This is a genomic window from Pararhodobacter sp. CCB-MM2 (assembly GCF_001691415.1).
In the GTDB taxonomy this organism is placed as follows: domain Bacteria; phylum Pseudomonadota; class Alphaproteobacteria; order Rhodobacterales; family Rhodobacteraceae; genus Pararhodobacter.
Map to the genome: position 1 here is coordinate 1 of NZ_LRRR01000044.1, position 18981 is coordinate 18981.

Consider the following 18981-nt stretch of genomic DNA (forward strand, 5'->3'; position numbering starts at 1 on the left):
TTGAGCGAGGAGCTCTTTGACAGCCTGGACGATGCGCGGCGGAAGCTGGCCCTGTGGCGCTACGACTACAACGCGGTCAGACCGCACTCCTCGCTGGGCAACCAGACCCCGCAACAAGCGCGCCGAGCGCTTGAGCAGTTTGAGGGCTCCGCGCACGGCGCGCTTGCGCCCGACGATGAAGCCGAATACCCAAATCCAACCAGCAGACTCTCGTTATGAATGAGGGACCCGTGGGGGGCAGGTCAGGTTCTCGTGTAAATCCGGCGACACAGACTTCATGGATTGCAAAGGGCCCCTGATGGGGCCCTTTATGTCAAAGCAGCAGGCATCGTCTGACGTCAGGCAATAGTTGCTGCGGCAATCCAAAGTGGGGCGACATACCTAACGCTCGATTATGATAGCCTCGCAGCTGCCCGAGAGTTGACGAGCGGCCCCTTGTGTGGTGGGATGCGGGTCCTAGTGGAGATCTGGAATTGGGCCCCTTATGGGGCCCTTTTCTTGTTCTATTTTCTCGATAGTGCTTGCTGAGCTATTCTCTTGGATCATTGAGAATATTATAGAACGCTCCAACCAGGGCCGCCCAAAATTCCAATTTGCAGAATAAATTAAAACTGCCGCTATACTAATCATAGTAAGCGGGAAGGGAACCCCGTGTGTTAAGCGCCGGCAGGGCAATCGCGTTTGACTGTCAAGCGGCCCTGATGCTGTGACCGCCCCCCGACGGCATCGACGCCCCAAAACCTGCGACAGAGCGCGCAGCAAAAGCTGGCCCGGAACGGAATGCTGTCGCCGGTCGACTTCGAGCGGCAGCAGAAACTGAAATACGAAGGCGCCTAACAAGCGCGGGGCTATTCACCCCACGGGCATAAGAGCGCGACAACGCTCGCATCCTTGCCAAATTCATCAGGATCATAGCCCCCCTGTCAGCCTCGGGCAGAACCGCCGCTCAGGCCGGCGAAGGGGCCTCGCAGATATCAGGAAGCTGCCTTAGAGTGCGTCACAATAACGAGGGGCAGACCATGATTGATTGGACCGACGGCTATCGCGCGGACATTCCTTACACCCATAGCTATTTCACAGACCTGAACCCTTCGCGGATCAAGCTCGCCTTCCTGAATGCAGGCCTTGTGCCTCCCAGGATCGGCACGGCCTGTGAGCTGGGATTTGGTCATGGCATGAGCGTGAACATGCATGCGGTTGCCTCGACGGTCTGTTGGTATGGGACAGATTTCAATCCGTCTCATGCGGCTTTCGCCCAAGATATGGCGCGCTCGTGGCAAGGCGATGTCGGTCTCTATGATGAGGCCTTCGCCCAGTTTTGTGCGCGAGAAGACCTCCCCGATTTCGACTACATCTGCCTGCACGGGATCTGGTCCTGGATTTCTGACGAGAACCGCCAAATCCTGGTCGACTTCATCAGCCGAAAGCTGACGGTGGGGGGGGTTCTCTACATAAGCTACAACACCCATCCGGGCTGGGCGGCGATGCAGCCGATGCGTGATTTTCTGGCACAACATGCAGCGACAATGAGCCCGACGAGCCAAAGCATCACGGAGCGTGTCGATGCGGCACTGACATTCGCCAATCAGCTGTTTGCGACGGAGCCGGGATACGCCAAGGCGAACCCACAGGTTGCAAGTCGCCTCAAGCAGATGCAGACGCAGGATCGAAGCTATCTTGCTCATGAGTTTTTCAACATGAGCTGGGATCCGATGGGGATCTCGAAGATGGCGACATGGCTTGCGCCGACGAAACTGCAATGGGCGTGTTCTGCCAGTGTGCTGGATGCGGTTGAAGGACTGCATCTGACGAAAGAACAGCAGGAGTTTCTCAAGACGATCCCGGATCCGATCTTCCGGCAAACGGCTCGAGATTTTTGCGTGAACCAGCCGTTCCGGAAGGATTACTGGATCAAGGGCCCGCAACACCTCAGCGCTTTTGAGAAACGCGCGGCACTGCAAGCCTTGCGGGTCGTGCTTGTCAAAGCCCGAGCCGATGTCAGCTTGAAGGTCACAACAAGCCGTGGCGAAACGCAGATGGCGGAACCGGACTACACCCCCGTACTCGATTGTTTGGCAGATTATGCCCCCAGAAGCATTGCAGAGATTGCGCAGCTGGTTCCACAGATCAACTTTAGCAAGTTGATGCAGGTGATTACTGTCCTATGCGGGAATGGCACGCTTGAGCTTGCGCAAGACGACGCGAGCATCGCGGAGGTTCGTGAGGCCTGTACGGCCCTGAACGGCTATGTGCTGCACAAGTCGCAAAGCCACGCGGAGTTCAAACTGCTCGCAAGCCCCATTACGGGCGGAGGCATTGCGGCTACCCAGTTTGAACAATTGTTCCTGCTCGCAGCACGGCAGGGGGAAGGATCCCCGGAAGGCTGGGCCAGATTTGCCTGGAAGGTGACGGCGCAGCAGGGGAAAAAGTTGGTCAAGGAGGGCAAGCCCCTCGAGACCCCCCAGGAGAACCTGGATGAGGTCTCCCGCATGGCAGAGGAATTCACGCGAAAGCGGCTCCCGTTGCTCAAGGCGCTTGAGGTTGCTTGAAATGCGTACTGACGGCGGACCTCACGCGACAGGTCGGAGCGCCTATCACAGACAAAGAGGGCTGGCATGAGCGGGGTGCGGGATCTGGTCCCAAAGTTGGAGAAAACCGTCGTCGTCGTGACCTATGGCAGGTCAGGCTCGACGCTGGTCCAAAACCTTCTGAACGCCCTGCCAGGCGGCTGTATCCGAGGAGAGAATGACAACCTCCTCGCCCCTCTTGCGCGCGCCTGGGATGTGACACGTTCCTCCCCGCATGCCTTGAAGCTGCGGGGGCAGGCTTTAAGCCCGTCCGACCCCTGGTATGGATTTGAGGAGGTGACGCCGGAGCACTTTGGAGATGCGCTGGCGCGGATGTTCACCGAAACGGTTTTGCGCCCGGATGCCGACACACGCCTCATGGGCTTCAAGGAGATCCGCTGGCATTACGATCCATTGTTGTTCCCGGTGATGCTGGATTTCATAAGAGCGCATTTCCCGAACCCTCGGATCCTCTTCAACCAGCGTGATCACGCGGCCGTGGCGCGCTCCGGGTGGTGGAAGACCATGAAGCCCGAGAATGTCATGCGCCAATTGCGGCAGGCAGAGGCCTTGTATGCCGCCTACCGCGCTCGCAATCCGCGCGCCTGCCTGACCATGACCTACGACACCTATGTCACAGGACCTGAAGCCTGGCGGCCGCTTTTCGAGTTCCTCGATGAGCCGTTTGATGCGGAACTGGTACGCTCGGTGCTGGCGCATCGCCTGACCCACCTGCAACCCAAAGAGCGCTGAGGCCCAGTACATACTCCAGGCCCGACCGAAATCCGATCACCGGGATATTGGTAAGCCGGTTTTCTTCGCAGAGACGGTTGCAGTAGAGAGGGCAGAAGCGCTCCCATCTTCTTGAGACGAAACACGGGCTGGACTGATGATCCTTTCGGCATTGCGTAAGTACCGCGGGCAGCATGCGCACAAGCACGCGCTGCAAGCGGCGTTTGATGCGCCTTTCTATCGGCAGCAAAGCCCGGAGCTGGCCTCACTCGCCGACGCGGCTCTTTTGCAGCACTATCTCGACAAAGGCTGGAAAGCCGGCCTCGATCCCAGCGCCGAGTTCTCAACCGACTTTTATCTGCAAACCAATCCCGACGTACGAGCGGCGGGCGTATCGCCGTTGATGCACTACCTGTCGTCAGGCCGCGCCGAAGGGCGTTTGCCGACACAGCTTGCCGCAGATTGCGCCCAGATCCGTCCTGTCTTCGACATGGCCTTCTATCGCACACAGTCGCCCGTATTGGACGCGCTGGATGAAACCGAGCTTTTGAAGCACTACCTGACCACAGGCTGGAAACTTGGCTATGATCCAAGCCCCGGCTTCTCGACAAGCTTCTATCTTCAGGCCAATGGGGATGTTCGCGCGCTCGGTGTACCGCCCTTGCTACACTACCTGCGGTCCGGGCGTGATGAGGGCCGCCTGCCAACTCAGCTCGCCGCAGATTGTGCTTTTATCAAGCCTGTCTTCGACGCTGAATTTTACCGCAGCCAAGACCCCGCTCTGTCTCCCCTGACCGAGCAAGAGCTCATCCAGCACTATCTGACTGAAGGCTGGAGACGTGACTACGATCCAAGCCGCGATTTCTCGACACGCTTTTACTTGAGCACAAACCCGGATGTGCAGTCGGCAGGGGGATGCCCGCTGCTTCACTATCTGCGGTCGGGAAAAGCCGAGGGGCGGCTGACGGCACCGTGGCAGCGCGACGCAGAGTATATCCGGTCTGGTTTTGACGCTGACTTCTACCGAACTCAGGACCCACAACTGGTGGCTTTGGACGTCGACGCCTTGTTGCGCCACTACCTCACGCAGGGTTGGCAGAGTGGTTTCGACCCCAATGAAAGTTTTTCCTCGGAGCGCTATCTGAAAGCCAATCCCGATGTGCGCGAGGACGGCAAGAACCCCTTCCTGCACTACCTGCTCAAAGGCAAATTCGAAGGGCGCGCGGGCAGACCGTATCTTCCTCGTGAAGACCTGCTGTCGCCGATCCGCTCGCGCTTTGACCCAGCCTATTACCGGGCCCAATCGGGCGCGCGGGGAGACAGCGAGACCTTGCTCGTGCATTACGCATCCGAAGGGTGGCGTGCGGGCTACGATCCTGAACGTGGGTTCTCGGTCAGGTCGTATCTGAAAGCCAACCCGGATGTCCGGGCTGCCGGCATCGAACCGCTTGGGCATTATTGCGAGCAAGGTCATCTCGAAGGACGGCCGGTCTTTCCTGCGGCTCCACGCTGCTGGGATGATCTGTCCTCGCTCCATATCCAGCGGCTGATGACGGCCTTCGAGCCCGCCTGGTATCTTGCGCAACTTGACCCTTCGCAGGCAGCCCTGAGCGCGCGTCTTTTGCCGGATCCGGCCGCCGCGCTGGCACACTACGTAAGATCAGGCTGGCAGGAAGATCTCGATCCAAGCCCGGAATTCTCAACCAGCTTCTACCTGCAGACCTATCCGGACAGCGCCGGATGCTGCCCCCTGGTGCATTTCATGCTCCATGACCATCTGGAGCCCCGTCGTCCGAGAGCAGACGCCCCGCTCGTTCTCGGTCACGCGGCACAGGCCAGTCTCCCCTCCTTTTACGACGTCGCGCCCCTCCATCCGGGCCTGCAAGTCGCCACGCGGGCTGGAGCCAGGGCAGCAAATGGCTCTTTGCGGCTGCACTGGATCATTCCGGATTTCACCAAGGGCGACAGGGCCGCTCTTCGGGTTTTTCGGCTCATCAGCCATCTCGAAACACGTGGTCACCACTCGACACTCTGGATCGCATCGCCACATTGGCACCATCAGCCAGACGCGGCCTATCAAGATATCCTGCGCTTCTTCCAATGTCTGAAAGCGGATGTTCGCTTCGTGTCAGAAGGTCTGGAAAGCGCCGAAGGGGATGTGTTGTTCGCAACGGACTGGCTCACGGCTCAGTATGCCCAACAAGCGTCAGGATTCACCGCGCGCTTCGAACTCGTCACCGATGGTGATCTGCGCCATACGCCCCGCGAGGATCTCCTTGTCGTGCGATCAGACGCGATTGGGAGATTGCTTCCTGCTCTTTGCGAGAGTGAGAGCCTCGCGGATCTTGGGGGAAGCGTGTCGGGCTGTAGGCGCCTTTACATTCCCCTGCCCCACGATCCTGAGACCTATAGAGAGCGCCCGGAGCAGGAAAAAGCCGAGCTCGCCTCAAGCCGCGACAAGCGTCTCTACCGAATTGTTCTCGACGCTCATGGGGAGGATCGACCACCACGCGCGCTCAGGGCCCTGGCTTTGCTCGGGGCCCAACGCACCGATTTTGAAGTCCATCTCATCGGGTCGACGACAGCGATAGACCGCTCGTACAATTTCAAAGCCTATCAGCATGAGGGTCTGGATGAGGCTGCCCGTGCCGGACTCTATGCCCGCTGTGATTTGGCTCTGGAGGTTGAGGCCGCGCTGCCTCTGACTGACACCTTTGAGAAGATGGCCTCCGGCTTGCCGCTTCTGGTGAGAGAGGGAGAGGCCGGTCGAGAGGTACTGCCTGACGGGGTGGTTGCCTGGTGTAGAGACGATCCAGAGACGACAGCGCAAGCGATTGGCAAGCTCCTCGATGCGGAAGAAACCCGCCGGGAACAGGCGCTGCGGGCTCGAGATCTGGCGGGGCGCTTCCGCTGGGACGAAACCGTGGAAGAGTTCATGCGGGGGATTGCCAGCACCCTGCCCTCTTCGGGGCTTGCCGTCCCACAACTCTCTCCTCCCAGAGAGATTTTGATGGATGTGGTTATCCCAACCCGGAATGGGCTTGGGCAGATCGAGACGGTCATCGCGGCGCTCCGCCAGCAAGTCCTTCCCGGCAGCCTGCAAATCCACTGCCTTGATGCCGCCTCAACGGATGGCACCCTCGAGTGGCTGCAAACCCAGCCAGACATTGCGCTGACGCTCCTGACGGAAGGAGAGCTCCAGAATGGGCGGGCACTCAACTTGGGGGCGAGCCAAGGACAGGCACCCTTGATTGCCTTTCTGGCACAGGATGCCGTGCCTGTCGGGCGCCATTGGGCCTGTGATCTCTGGCGTATGATGTCCCACTATCCTCAGGCCGCGGGGGTTTATGGTGGTCAGGTTACCCACCCCGAGGATGGCGCGTGGATGCACTTGGAAGCCGAAGAGAACGCCTCCCGGCTGGCCGGCTTACCGCTTGCGGTTTCTCGGGAAACCGACCGGGAGCGGTGGGAGCGCGGCGATCCGGACTGGCTGGCGTTCCTCTACGGCTATTCTCAGATCAACTGCGCAGTTCGACGGGAAGCCTGGCTTGAGACACCCTTCCCCGAGCTTGACTACGGTGCGGACAGGGCCTGGGCAAATGCCATCATCGCAGCCGGGCATGTAAAACTTCACGCGCCGACAGCAGTCGTCACACGGTCGCGTGCGCGTTCGCTGGACGAAGCCTATGCGGAAGCAAAGGCTGATGCGGATTTCTGCATGACCCATCTGGGCTATCGCTTGGGTCCCACCAATCCTGCCGAACAAAACACGCAACGACAGGATGGTCTTGCCAAGATCACGGCCTGGGGGCGTCGCCACCATCAGCCTTGGGACGCGATAGAACATCAACACGAAATCTTGCAGCGCACCTTGCTCGGCTGGCATGACGGAAGTGTTGGTGCTATTGCGCGCACCAGGACGTTATGAACACGCCGGTTTCCGACCCCGGAAAGGGGCCGCCACGGCGGAGCCTTACAGGATAAGAAACCGAGATGATCCTCCCCAGTGACAGAAAAGGTCGGGTGGAGTTGCGCTCTGCCCTCTTCGCCAACAGCGGTCTGCTTTGGGCAACAGGGCTGTTCAGCATTGTCGTGAACCTGCTGGTTCTGGCAGGACCGCTTTACATGCTGCAGCTCTATGACCGGGTGATGGGGAGCCGCTCCGTTGCAACCTTGGTCGCGCTAACAGTCCTTGTGGCCTTCCTCTATGCCATGATGGGCCTCATGGACATGGTCCGGGGGCAGCTGATGAGCCGGGTCAGTGCCCGCTTTGAAGAGCGGCTGGGCCGGCGCGTTTTTGAAGCGTCCATGCGACAAGCCGCCATCGCTCCCCAAAGCGGGACGGAGGCCGGCCAGCGTGAACTGGATTCCGTCCAACGTTTGATTACCTCACCGGTTCTGATGGCCCTCATGGACATGCCCTGGACGCCGGTCTTCCTTCTGGGCATCACGCTTTTCCACCCCTTGCTGGGGATGTTGGCTGCGGGTGGTGGTGCGGTTTTGATCATCGTGGCTTTGATCAACCAAGCCGTGACCCGGCATGCCGTGAGGGAATCCACGCAAGCTGCCGCCAAGGCGGGAGGCATCGCCGCGCAGATCCGGGGAGATGCCGCACAGGTGCAAAGCTGCGGTATGCTCGACACCTCCTTCACCCGCTGGCAGGAAGCGCGACGGGAGGCAAGCACGCAAACGCTCGCCTATACCGACAAAGGCGGAGCGTTCAGCGCGTTCACCAAATCATTCCGCTTGTTCCTGCAGTCCGCCATGCTGGGTCTGGGTGCCTATCTCGCGCTCAATCAGGAAGTCTCGCCGGGCGCCATGATCGCAGGCTCCATTCTCCTCGGCCGCGCGCTCGCGCCGGTCGAGATGGCCATCGGTCAGTGGCTGGTGGTCCAACAGGCTCGCCAGAGTTGGGGAAACCTTGCTCAACTCCTGTCAGTTCAACCCCCGGAGCCAGCACCGACAGAGCTGCCGCGGCCGCGCGCACGCCTCCATGTCGAGCAGCTCAGCATCGTGCCCCCTGGAGAGAAGCAAGCCACGCTGAGGGCAATCAACTTCCTGCTGTCGCCGGGGCAAGCGATGGGCGTCATCGGGCCGTCCGGCGCCGGAAAATCGACGCTTGCGCGGGCTCTTACCGGTGTTTGGCCACCCGCTGCTGGAACCATCCGTCTCGATGGCGCGACGCTTTCGCAATACGGCCGGGAAGTCTTGGGGCGTCACGTTGGTTACCTCCCGCAACAAGTCCATCTCTTCGAAGGTACGGTCGCGGACAACATCGCGCGGCTGACCTTGGCTCCCGACGCTCAGAAAGTGGTAGAGGCGGCACAGCGTGCCGGAGCGCATGAGATGATCCTGAAGCTCCCCAAAGGCTACGACACACCGGTCAACGGTGCTGGTGGCGGCCTCTCAGGAGGACAGATCCAGCGTATTGGCCTCGCACGAGCACTCTACGACGATCCCGTCATTCTGGTGCTCGACGAGCCAAACTCCAACCTCGACAACGACGGAACCGTGGCCCTCAATACAACGATCCGCCGCCTCAAGTCCGAAGGGAAATCCGTGATCTTGATGGCTCACCGCCCCTCCGCCCTGCAGGAATGCGAGCTGCTGATGATGCTGGACAACGGTACGCGGGCAGCGTTTGGCCCTCGTGATGAGGTGCTGAGAGCCGTGACCACGAACAATCCCAAAATCGCCACCGCCCAACCTGCAGGTCGTGCGAAATGAGCAGCAAATCCGAGGTTTCTGTCAAACGCCAGATGGTCACTGGCCTTCTGGGTGTGGTCGTTCTGTTCGGCGGCTTTGGCTATTGGGCCGTTACCGCCAATATCGCGGGCGCCATCGTCGCCAGCGGCAGCGTCGAAGTGCAACAAAATCTTCAAGTGATCCAGCACATTGATGGTGGCATCGTCGCCGAGCTGCTGGTGGAAGAGGGCCAAACCGTCGAACGTGACGCCCCCCTCCTGCGTCTCGATGACACGCAGCTTCGATCACGACTGATCATTACCGAGAGCCAGCTCTTTGAGTTGGTTGCCCGCCGTGGGCGCCTGGAGGCCGAACAAGAGGGCCTGAGCACAGCAACCTTTGATCCGCTTCTCGTGGAAGCCGCTCTCACCAATCCTTCGGTGCGCGAACAGATCTCCGGACAAGAGCGCCTTCTGGCCGCGCGTATGACGTCCATGACACAAGAAATCGAGCAGCTGCAGGAACGCAAGGAGCAGATCGCAAGTCAGATCGAGGGTATCGACGCCCAAACCGTTGCAATCTCCAGACAGCTTGAGCTGATCACCCAGGACTTGGGCGATCAGCAGGGTCTGCTTGAGCGCGGCTTGACCCAAGCCTCCCGTGTCATCGCCCTACAACGCGACCAGGCCTCACTGGAAGGCGAGCTAGGATCCTTGATGGCCCGACGCGCAAGCGCGAGCGGCCAGATGGTCGAGATCGACCTGCAAGTCATCCGCATCGGATCTCAGCGCATCGAGGAGGCGACAACTCAGCTGCGCGATCTCCAGTTCAATGAGTTCGAACTCCGCGAAGAGCGTGCCGCCCTCCTCGAGCAGCTTAGCCGTCTTGAAGTCCGCGCTCCTATCGCAGGACGCGTTCACAACATGCAGATTTTTGCCGAGCGCACCGTCATTCGACCCGCAGAGCCCATCCTCTACCTCATCCCAGAGGGCCGCCCTCTGGTCGTCAGCGCGAGGGTCTCCCCCGTTAACATCGATGAAGTCTACCCCGGCCAGATCGCCGTCATGCACTTCACGACGTTCAGTCAAAGAACCACTCCCCAGCTGGAGGGTCAGATCACCCGTGTTTCGGGGGACGCGTTGGTTGATGAGCGCACGGGGGCGAGCTACTACAGTGCCGAGATTCAGCTCAACGAAGGCGAAATCGAGAAGCTTCCCGAAGGCGCCGTCCTCTTGCCCGGCATGCCCGTCGATAGCTTCATCCGCACCGCAGATCGGACCCCCTTGGAGTACCTGATCAAGCCCTTCATGGACTATTTCGCACGCGCGTTCCGAGAAACTTGAGCCGCCGGGTCGTGACTTGCTCGTTGAACGCAAGGGCGTTCCAACAGCCGTATGGATCTACTAGGATAAGAAACAGGCGCTCCTTCTTGGTGGGCGCATCTGATAGAGGGCCTTATGACCGATAAGTATTCTGGCATGGACGGCGACGCGATGTTCGGCGACACGCGGCAACCTCAGCCCTTCGCGGCCGATGAGAGCGCAGCCCGAATTGACGCGCTTCTGGCGGAGAACAAGCGCCTCTTGGAACGGGTTAATGAGCTTTCCGCTGCACTCGAACGTCAGGCAGAGTCCTGAAACCCTGCATGCTATCCCAGACGCCTCTGAGGCGTTTGCCGTAAAACACGCGCGCCATCACCCCAGAACCAGTCCGGTGATGGCGCTCACACGCCCGGATACCCCTAGGGCGCCTGTACCAACGCTGCACACCAAAGCGTGTAACCGTGCCGCTCAGAGACCAGGCGCGAGCCTGGAAAGGGGGAGCCGGATTTGCCTGACATGACAGCCGTACGCCCAGGACGCGGGCGAGACCGCGCTCACTGGTGCAGGTTGGTCGACATGGTCTTCACGACCTTGCGGAAGATCTTCAAGTCGGCATGCGACAGCCCATCAACGAGCTGCTGCTCGCGCTGCAGCGCAACCATGTGCATCGATGCATGCAATCGAAGGCCCTCATCGCTGAGGCTCCAGATGCGCCTCCTGCGGTCGCGCGAGGCACTCTCTTCATAGCTGAGATAGCCGGCCTCGTGGAGGCGCGAGATGGAGCGACTGACAGCCCCTTTGTCGAGCTGCAGAATCTCACAGATCCGCTTGGCGTTGATCTCGGGCTCAACCCCCAAAGCCGAGAGGACACGCCAGTCCTGGCTCCCGACGGCAAAGTTCTGCTGGTAGGTTTGGAAAGCGCTCCGCGACCATTGTACTGCAAGATTGCAAATCTCGCTTGAGATCGCATTCGCCGCGCAAAAGCCATCCGAGGCAAAATCAGAATTGTCAATCCTATCAATGGGATAGTTACTCGGCCATTCCGTGCGGCGGTCCTGCATTCGTTACGCTCACTCTCTCCGGCTTGCCGGCGTTCCGTTCATCTAAGCTTCGCCAAATTGACTCTGGCTGGCGAAGCATTGTCTCAACGTAGGCGGGTCGTCCAACGTCGACATTATGGGTTTCAGAAGTTTCTAAAGCCTGTAAGTCTCTGCTCCGCTGAAACGCCTTTATTTGCCCAACGATGCTAGGAATGCCGTCCGTCTCATGGCCAATTCTGGCAGCCTTCCCGCAAACCAGCGTCAGCTCCTAGCTGTAACCCCCGTTAAGTGCGCACATATTCGATTGCACAGCGTATTCCCCATACCCGGACCGCAAGGGCCAGATAAGGTGTATTAAATATGTCTATTAACTAACCAGATCCACGCGAAGCCTTGCAAGAGCACAGAGCTATAGTTGCCGTGGCAAATGTGTGATTTATCTCACATTTCTCCTTAGAGTTGTGCATTCGGAGGGGCTGGAGTTGAATAGAGGCCGCGACATCACAACCAAAGAGCGCAACGCTGAGCAGAAAGAATCTTTGTCGCGCGATTCTCTTCGAAGGCCTCTTCCATTCCCGAACGCGCGCTCATCCCGGAGGGCCGTCGCCCCGGGTCGCTTCCAGAAGATGGAGCTCTGACAATGAGGATTCGACTCCCCTTCTGCCTAAAGAAAGCAAACGCTTTCTTTTAACGTGTGAAGAACGTCGGCGCTAAATCTCAGCCGCCTCGACATGCGTTCAACTCAACCTGAACAATTTGAACGTTCAGTGCTTTCGTTGATCCGATGACGCTGCAGGGGTAGGCATTCCAGCCGCGACAGGAAAACTTCGAAGGCGGCCACCTTCAAGTGTCACAGCATAGAATCGAGATGGTTCCGTTGCACAACAAGGCCGATGCCGCGAGGAGGGCGTTAGGTTCCAGGCTCGAGGCCATACGGTGGGCTTTCGGCTGGGCCCTTTATCATCGGAGCGAAGGTCCCCATGTCGCTTCATCGTTTCCAACGATTGTAGAGCGTCTTCGGCGGGCCAGCTGCGCCACGGACGGCAACCAAGGCGACAGCTAGGCGATCAACGGGTCCTGAGTCTTCTGTATCTCGGATCTGCTAGCATGGTCCCGTCACGCGTCCAGGCGGCCTGGACCCTTTGCGGGGTGACGCGCGACGTCTGAGCCTTGTGGCAGGACCACGCATCTTAGCAGGTCGGCACCGCTTCTCCGTCATTGCCTCGAACAGGTACCAGCGGCCCTTACGGGATCGCGTACCAGAAGGAGGTGAGCATGCAGAAAGTAATATATGGTCGCGATATGAGCCGAGACTGGCTCGCTACTCACTGCCTCCCAGACGGTCAGCGCCACCGTATGCCCAATACCGATGATGGCCATCGCAGTGTCCGACCTCGCTCACAAGCAGGAGGCCGTGATTCTGCTGCGAGGCGACCGGCGGGCAGGAGTGGCGGTTCTGGTCAGCTTTGGACGGCGCTGGCATCAAGGCACGCCCGGTACCGCGCCGCCCGCTCTGTCAAAGGTTACCGTACAGGTCCAAGTGTTCCGACGATCGTGCGCCCGTTCCCACGCTCTGTCGTGACCCGGATCTGGTTGCCGTTCACTTCCACACGGTGGCAGTCAGTTCCTGTCTCATGCGTCCCAACCCTGACATTGCGGCACTGGTAGCCATTGCTCCAAGTCCAAGCCCCAACCAAGTTGTGTCCACCCCATTCACCACGCCCCGTCCCGTCTGCCATCCACGTGACAACACCCTGTCCCTCGACCGTGATTGGACGGCCGACAACAGTGTCACGGTAGCCCTGTTCGGTCGTGATACGTGTCCAGCTCTGCGCGACAGCTGGCGAAGCCAAGAGAATGAAAGCCACAATTGCGGTGAAATTCTTCATGATAGGGTCCTATTCTGGAGTTGAATGCCTGACGCAAACTCAGAACCTTCTGGGCACCAAAGGAATCAGTTCCTCAAAGTGCATTAATTACCATTATGAATCGAGCGCCCTAACGCAAGAGTTTCAAAGACGGTCCCTCAAAAGAAACGCCGCATCTATGTAGGCGCCGTCGCTTCCCTCCCAACGGATCAGGGCACAAATTTCCGTTCGGGCACAGGAGAGTGATGCGCCCCAAGTGGATGCCGACTGAATCCAAGACAGGGATCACACCAAAGAGCATCTCCAGCTTGCCAGAGGCCAGCTCTCACCACCTAAAGATGTATTGCCAGTACAACCGACGCCCTTTTGGCGATTTTCGGGGCAAAATTCGTGCAATCGGTGCAGTTTTTTCTCGACGCGTGGGCCCCATCACTGTCTCCTGTGGGCCTGAGCAGTCAATAAAACAAAAAACGAGGAATGAAGATGCTTCTCTTGTTCCTGGGCATGATCGCCAGCGGTATCGTCTCGCGCATCACCCTTTTGGCTCAACGCCAAAGACTCTTTACCATCTACCAAGCGCACAGAACAGCCACGACAATGGCGCTGGACGTTTCGGTCATCGTATTCGGCATTGCAGGGATCTTTGCAAGCTTTGCGCTCTTCGACTGGTATGTACCAGTCTCCGCCATTGCTCTTGGGTATGGGGTTATCGCCCCTATCTTGGTCAATGGAAACGGGTTTCCGTTTTTCTATCAATTGCGGAGCCCAATATCGCTGGTCAGCTTTGGCTGCTCTCTATCATTGTGCGGGATGTACATCAGCGGCGCCTGACCCCAAAAAGCAGCCCGCACACAGAGAGAGACGAGGTTGGTGGGGCTGGGCTGTGCCGAGCCTCATCTCCCCTCGACCTTGCGGCATACGACCCCCACGCACGAACTACTTCCGCGCTCCACCAACGTGGGGCCTGATCGAAACCGTGCCCTTGCGCCAGTTCCAAACTCAGATCAGCGCAGGTTGTACCCAAGCTTACTCTGCCTTGCTCCCCGCGCGAGGCACCGGGTCACACTTGAATCCATTGAGCGCTCAAGAGGCACAGACCTGTGCGAGCCTCATAGGCTATAGCCCCGCTGTCGTTTCCTTGCTCCACGCAGGGCCTTGGCGCAGATGGCCATCACATCTCCCTCGCGCAACAACGCCGCCACCTCGCCCAACACCTCGCCGCAGGCCGCGCCGAGCACCTTGAGGTCCAGCATGCAGAACACGGCCGAGAAGGTATCATGCGACCGGAGCGCATGCTGCATGTTCAGGAAGTCCCTGAAAGGGCGCTCCTTTGCTCGATCGAACGTGGCCATTCCGGCGCAGGTTGTCGCCCCGCAAAGCACTGCGACAAGAGCGATGACGAGCAACTCGCCGACGTCATGGCGCGCATTATCCGTCCGCGGCCGCGTCGGCCATCGCTGCAATCTGCAGGAAGCGATCATGTTTCCCAAAGGCACAGGATTTGATGGCATCAAACCGCTTGCCAGACCACACGGCACCACTAACAAGCGTGACGCCTTGACATGCCTCCCAGTCAACTAGTTTAGTCTTCTGGTAGGAAAGGTTACTGCCATGCGTGAAGTCGGGGCTTTCGAAGCGAAAACCCATCTCTCAGAGCTGCTTGCCGCTGTCGAGGCGGGCGAAACCATTACCATTACCCGCCGCGGCAAGCCTGTCGCGCAACTAAGCCCACTCGGTAAGATCCCTGCTGGGCGTGCTGCTGCGATTGACCGCATCGCCAATCTGCGTGCGGGGCTGGCGGGTGGCATGACCCGTAGCGAAATCCTCTCGGCCCGCGACGACGGCAGACGCTGATGGCAACACTGGTTGTGGATGCCTCGGCCGTCGCAGGATGGCTGATGCCGGACGAGACTGGCGAAGATCTGGCCGCTCTCGCCGCTCGCTATGACAACTTCGCGGCGCCGTTCCTTCTGTGGTCCGAGTTGCGCAACATCCTGACCGTCGGAGAGCGCCGAGGGCGGCTGCCGCAAGGCCTCCCCGAGCAATTGATCGAGGCAGTCGAAGGACTGGGTATTGCCCTAGATACCACACCCTCGAATGCCGGTGTGCTTCGGTTGGCGCGCAGGCATGGCCTGACGATTTATGACGCGATGTATCTTGATCTTGCGCTCCGCCTTGGCGCTGATCTCGCAACCTTCGACACCGCTTTGTGTCGCGCAGCGCTCACCGAAGAGATCGTCGTGGTTTGAGATTCCGACCCCTTCCTGAATCGATCATGGGCGCTCTGTCTCGGCGGCCTGTTCGGCCTGACCCACAGAACCGCGAAGAATCGCAGCCACGCCACGACGGCTTCTGGCACACATCCAGAAGCACGCCATACACATCGACCTCACACCTCCACCGGGATCTCCGATCCGCAACCAGAACAGCTGAACCGCTTCGACGCCTTGGAGGAGAGGTTCCCGTAGCCTTTCATCAAAATTTCCGACCTTAGCATGTTCTTCCAGATGCTCGCAGAAGGCGTTGAGGGGCACACCGGGGAGGAGGAGGCTGCCTTCCTAAAGCGCGTGAATGCGGACCTCGCGAAGCAGGAAAACCCTTACACAATCGAGAAGGGCGACTTGGGAACCTTGATGATTTACCCCTACGCCACCCCCTCCGACGACCGACCTGGCGAGGCTTGATGCAAGATCTGTTTGGTATTCTGCGTTTCGGCGCGGTGGTCGCCGGCATTTTTTGGTGGCGGCGCGAGGATGCCGATGCGGGTGATCGGGACCCTTCGCCCCTGGGTGAGGCGGCTCGTGTGATTCGGAATGAGCGCACAAAACTGCTCGCGAACGCTTTAGATCGAGCATCAACCGCTTGCTTCACGGTCGGCATTGCAACGCCCGTTGCTGGATACATCTACAATATCAGTGGCTTACGGGGCAGTTTGCCCGGATCAACTATGATTGTTGGCGGGTTCAGTTGGCTCGTTGCATTTGTCTTATTACACTCTCTTGCAAGAAGAACTCCAGGAGGACTGCAATGAGCGACTTCATTCTCGCCTTTGTTCTGGCCCCCATCGTCGTCGTGGCGGTGGGCTATGCGGCCGTCCGCCTCAACGAGCGGTCGCTGCGCCAGAGCGACCACCGTCACCCGGCTGAGTGACATCCCCCTTATAACCGGTTACAGGCCCTCGCGCGAGCGGGGGCCTTCTCGGTTCTGCGGCATGGCTCCCGGCTTCGTGCCGACAGCCATACCCGACCTCGGCGCTACCCGCCCCTCTCCAGCGGCGCCACGCTGAGCGGGTCGGTATCCGCCAGCCCATCGGCATAGGCCTGCGACATGTCGCGCAGGGCCCGCGCTTGGTAAGGCGGGATATCCGCCCCGTCAGTTCGACAAAGGCGCGGATCTCCGACCAGTCGAACGCACCTCGCGCCCCATGGCGTCCCAGATCATGCCAGACTTCATGCAGGCTCTCGGTCGGGGAAAGTTCCTGCGTAACGCTCCGGCGGAGGCCGTCTGACGGGGCGCGTTAGGTGATGGCAAGTCCGACCTGATGGTCGACCTTAAGTTCACACCGCACATCGAGATCCTGCCCGCCGAGGACGTGCCGCGGCGTCGGCACTAGAGCGACGCTGACAAGATCCGGGTGGTTGAGGAAAGCCACCGGGGACATCACCAGGTTTCTGCGACTGCCCGTCGACACGGTATTTCCCGCGGGCTGCTGACGGTCTGGCGCGGGCACGCGCGGTGGTCTCGACCTCCGAGGCGATGATCGCCGGCCTCAAGCTCGAGATCGCGCTGCTCAAGCGCGACAAGTATGGCCGCAGCGCAGAGCGCAGCGCGAAGTGGCCTTGCCCCACTGAAGTGGTCCACTTTCTGGGATAGTTTATCCCGTATGATGGAGGACTACTTAGATGGCAGGCAAACGCCGTCAAGGCCGCATAGCCGCGGTGCTCACCGCATGCTTGCGCTCCACCTGCGTCGGGCCAAGTCGGAACCGTGCCCTCGCGCCAATCACAAACTCAGGCCAGCGCAGGCTATGCCCAAGGTTGCCAGCCTTGCTCTTCGCCCGAAGCACCAAGTCACACTTGAATCCATTGAGCACTCACGAGGCACAGACCCGCGCGAACCTCATAGGCTATAGCCCCGCTGTCGTTTCCGTGCCGCAAGAGCCATGAGAGCGTTAACCGCCATCCCCTCATCCGAATGCACATCAACCATTTGACGCCCGCGGGTTCCGATCCGGCCCCAGGCCCGGATCAGACTGGCTCCGCCAAACAAATCCGGCTGTACGGTCATTCTATAAAATCGGCGCATATTTCGCTCAGGATCGATGCGCCGAAGGTGCATATCGGTTGGAAAAACTTCAAACTGTACACTTCCGTCTTCCATGAAAGGCCCCCGATTCCTGCAATAAGAAACAATACCACCAATGCTAAAAAAACACAGGTCTATATACGAGCCTTGAATCAAGAGAAAAAATAGGACGCGAGCAATCCGATGCCCCTCGTCACATCGAGGCATCACAGGAATGAACGACCGGATCCACGGTTACTATTGCTGCTTCCGCCACCCCCCTCTGGATGGACCGAAATAACAGTATCACAATAAGGACAGCAATGGGCAAGCATCTCAAGCACTCTTCCGCTGAGACGCTCTTCACTCTTCATGCTCTTCAAAACAAATTGAGCAATTAATTTGTTGCAAGCCGGACATTTTGCCATTCTCAGAACCTAAATGAGCTACATCACACAAGGGACGACATCATGTCGACCTGATAATTTTCAACGCCTCAAGCCAAGAAAGCAAGAATTTTCCTTCAGACACCGCATCAAAGCCGGGTCACTCACATGCGCTGACATGCGACCCTCGCTTCAATCAACCAGATCATCGGCGTATCGACCCATCGTGCAACTCATCCTCGTACAAGCCACTCAAGATGAGTACCAAACAATCCTCGAGCAATCATACTAGGGATAAGGTTGTGCTGCACCATGTCCGGAAAAGGCCTAATATCCAGATCCGAAATTTGAGATATATTCTCTATCTCAAGAGCATCGTGCTCGTTCCCGCCTGAAAAGTAGATGCGGATCATTGGAATTCTAGACCCCTGAAGGAGATGCGACAAATCAACAGCACCTTCCGGAGACAGCAATCCCTCAAGGTTTGCCCCATTTCTTATAACGATCGGCAAAGATTCTCTGATGATTGTCGGCGGCGAATAGACCAGACTCCTCTGCACGCCAAGACGAGAAGAAAAAATCAACGCCCCGAACCCCCCTCCAGAATACCCCAAGCAATAGGCGCCATCCTGGCCCAATCGTGCCAACACTTCACTCAAGGCGCTTGCCATCTCGGCAACCGTTTCACCCACACCACGCAAGGGCCCCAGAAAGTAACTCGCTCGACTATCGTTGAGGTAAATCAAGGAGACGCCAAGCTGAGAGGCAAGCACCAGCGAGGCGTGTATCGCGCTTTACACGGCGACTGCCAGCCCCATGCAGAACCCGTCAAGGCGAACCTCCCCAGCCTCTTGCCCCGACCTCTCGCAACTGAGACCCCTGCGCAACGCAATCCCCGGGAAAATCTCCGACAAGGCCCTGCCAAGCGGCTTCGGCTACGTGGCCAAATTACACGAAATGCCGAAGGAAACCGCACTTTAGGACGAAATTTCTTGCACGACAGACACCAGCACCGTACTGCCGGCCCGACCCGACATATGAACCAGCGCCAATCATGTCGGACTTGGGGCGGAAAAGGCTTGCTCAAGCCCAAAACT

At 59.0% G+C, this 18981-nt stretch carries 18 protein-coding genes; 14 read left to right on the forward strand and 4 right to left on the reverse strand.

Features of this window, described 5'->3' with window-relative positions:
- From BCY78_RS22895 to BCY78_RS22925, 7 genes are all read left to right on the forward strand, one after another.
- The coding region (locus tag BCY78_RS22895) for an integrase core domain-containing protein (protein ID WP_139103289.1) at positions 1-219 on the forward strand (219 nt) is incomplete at its 5' end.
- An 800-nt stretch (positions 220-1019) separates the two neighbouring features.
- Complete coding sequence (locus BCY78_RS22900) at positions 1020-2549, forward strand: methyltransferase regulatory domain-containing protein (RefSeq protein ID WP_068306474.1); 1530 nt, start codon at positions 1020-1022, stop codon at positions 2547-2549.
- 66 nt (positions 2550-2615) lie between these two features.
- Complete coding sequence (locus tag BCY78_RS24970) at positions 2616-3320, forward strand: sulfotransferase (RefSeq protein ID WP_083195254.1); 705 nt, start codon at positions 2616-2618, stop codon at positions 3318-3320.
- 136 nt (positions 3321-3456) lie between these two features.
- Complete coding sequence (locus BCY78_RS22910) at positions 3457-7227, forward strand: glycosyltransferase (protein WP_068306477.1); 3771 nt, start codon at positions 3457-3459, stop codon at positions 7225-7227.
- A 65-nt stretch (positions 7228-7292) separates the two neighbouring features.
- Positions 7293-9026 carry a type I secretion system permease/ATPase gene (locus BCY78_RS22915; RefSeq protein WP_068306478.1) on the forward strand — a complete coding sequence of 578 codons (1734 nt, stop codon included), beginning with the start codon at positions 7293-7295 and terminating at the stop codon, positions 9024-9026.
- Complete coding sequence (locus BCY78_RS22920; RefSeq protein ID WP_068306479.1) at positions 9023-10327, forward strand: HlyD family type I secretion periplasmic adaptor subunit; 1305 nt, start codon at positions 9023-9025, stop codon at positions 10325-10327. The genes BCY78_RS22915 and BCY78_RS22920 overlap by 4 nt, the downstream gene beginning before the upstream one ends.
- A 114-nt stretch (positions 10328-10441) precedes the next feature.
- Positions 10442-10621, forward strand: coding sequence for a hypothetical protein (locus BCY78_RS22925; protein ID WP_068306481.1), 180 nt, complete (start codon positions 10442-10444; stop codon positions 10619-10621).
- A gap of 239 nt (positions 10622-10860) precedes the next feature.
- Here BCY78_RS22925 and BCY78_RS22930 read toward each other — a convergent pair whose 3' ends face one another.
- On the reverse strand, positions 10861-11367 hold the full coding sequence (locus BCY78_RS22930; RefSeq protein ID WP_068306482.1) for a MarR family winged helix-turn-helix transcriptional regulator: 507 nt from the start codon (positions 11365-11367) through the stop codon (positions 10861-10863).
- 2324 nt (positions 11368-13691) lie between these two features.
- Here BCY78_RS22930 and BCY78_RS22935 point away from each other — a divergent pair.
- Positions 13692-14045: a hypothetical protein gene (locus BCY78_RS22935; protein ID WP_139103290.1), complete on the forward strand. Its 354-nt coding sequence runs from the start codon at positions 13692-13694 to the stop codon at positions 14043-14045.
- 278 nt (positions 14046-14323) lie between these two features.
- On the opposite strand, the gene BCY78_RS22940 is transcribed toward BCY78_RS22935, so the two are convergent.
- Positions 14324-14725 carry a transposase family protein gene (locus BCY78_RS22940; RefSeq protein WP_083195255.1) on the reverse strand — a complete coding sequence of 134 codons (402 nt, stop codon included), beginning with the start codon at positions 14723-14725 and terminating at the stop codon, positions 14324-14326.
- A 100-nt stretch (positions 14726-14825) separates the two neighbouring features.
- Between BCY78_RS22940 and BCY78_RS22945 the strand changes: the two genes are divergently transcribed.
- From BCY78_RS22945 to BCY78_RS26105, 6 genes are all read left to right on the forward strand, one after another.
- Positions 14826-15068 (forward strand): type II toxin-antitoxin system Phd/YefM family antitoxin, encoded by a 243-nt coding sequence (locus BCY78_RS22945; RefSeq protein WP_068306486.1) that lies wholly within the window; start codon positions 14826-14828, stop codon positions 15066-15068.
- Positions 15068-15463 carry a type II toxin-antitoxin system VapC family toxin gene (locus tag BCY78_RS22950; protein WP_068306488.1) on the forward strand — a complete coding sequence of 132 codons (396 nt, stop codon included), beginning with the start codon at positions 15068-15070 and terminating at the stop codon, positions 15461-15463. Before BCY78_RS22945 ends, BCY78_RS22950 begins: the two co-directional genes overlap by 1 nt.
- Positions 15464-15709: 246 nt before the next feature.
- Positions 15710-15898, forward strand: a complete 189-nt coding sequence (locus BCY78_RS22955; protein WP_068306490.1) for a hypothetical protein — start codon at positions 15710-15712, stop codon at positions 15896-15898.
- Positions 15898-16245, forward strand: a complete 348-nt coding sequence (locus tag BCY78_RS24975; protein WP_199523195.1) for a hypothetical protein — start codon at positions 15898-15900, stop codon at positions 16243-16245. The genes BCY78_RS22955 and BCY78_RS24975 overlap by 1 nt, the downstream gene beginning before the upstream one ends.
- Positions 16242-16364 carry a hypothetical protein gene (locus BCY78_RS26245; RefSeq protein ID WP_255403230.1) on the forward strand — a complete coding sequence of 41 codons (123 nt, stop codon included), beginning with the start codon at positions 16242-16244 and terminating at the stop codon, positions 16362-16364. Before BCY78_RS24975 ends, BCY78_RS26245 begins: the two co-directional genes overlap by 4 nt.
- Before the next feature lie 484 nt (positions 16365-16848).
- A complete protein-coding gene (locus BCY78_RS26105; RefSeq protein ID WP_233499480.1) occupies positions 16849-16974 on the forward strand; it encodes a hypothetical protein in 126 nt (41 codons plus the stop codon).
- A gap of 359 nt (positions 16975-17333) precedes the next feature.
- Here the strand turns inward: BCY78_RS26105 and BCY78_RS24985 are convergent, their stop codons facing one another.
- Together BCY78_RS24985 and BCY78_RS25415 are read right to left on the reverse strand one after the other, a co-directional pair.
- Positions 17334-17594, reverse strand: coding sequence for a WGR domain-containing protein (locus tag BCY78_RS24985; protein ID WP_083195256.1), 261 nt, complete (start codon positions 17592-17594; stop codon positions 17334-17336).
- A 523-nt stretch (positions 17595-18117) separates the two neighbouring features.
- The gene (locus BCY78_RS25415; protein ID WP_139103291.1) at positions 18118-18630 is read right to left on the reverse strand and encodes a hypothetical protein; all 513 of its coding nucleotides are present in this window, start codon (positions 18628-18630) and stop codon (positions 18118-18120) included.
- Positions 18631-18981: the final 351 nt, after the last annotated feature.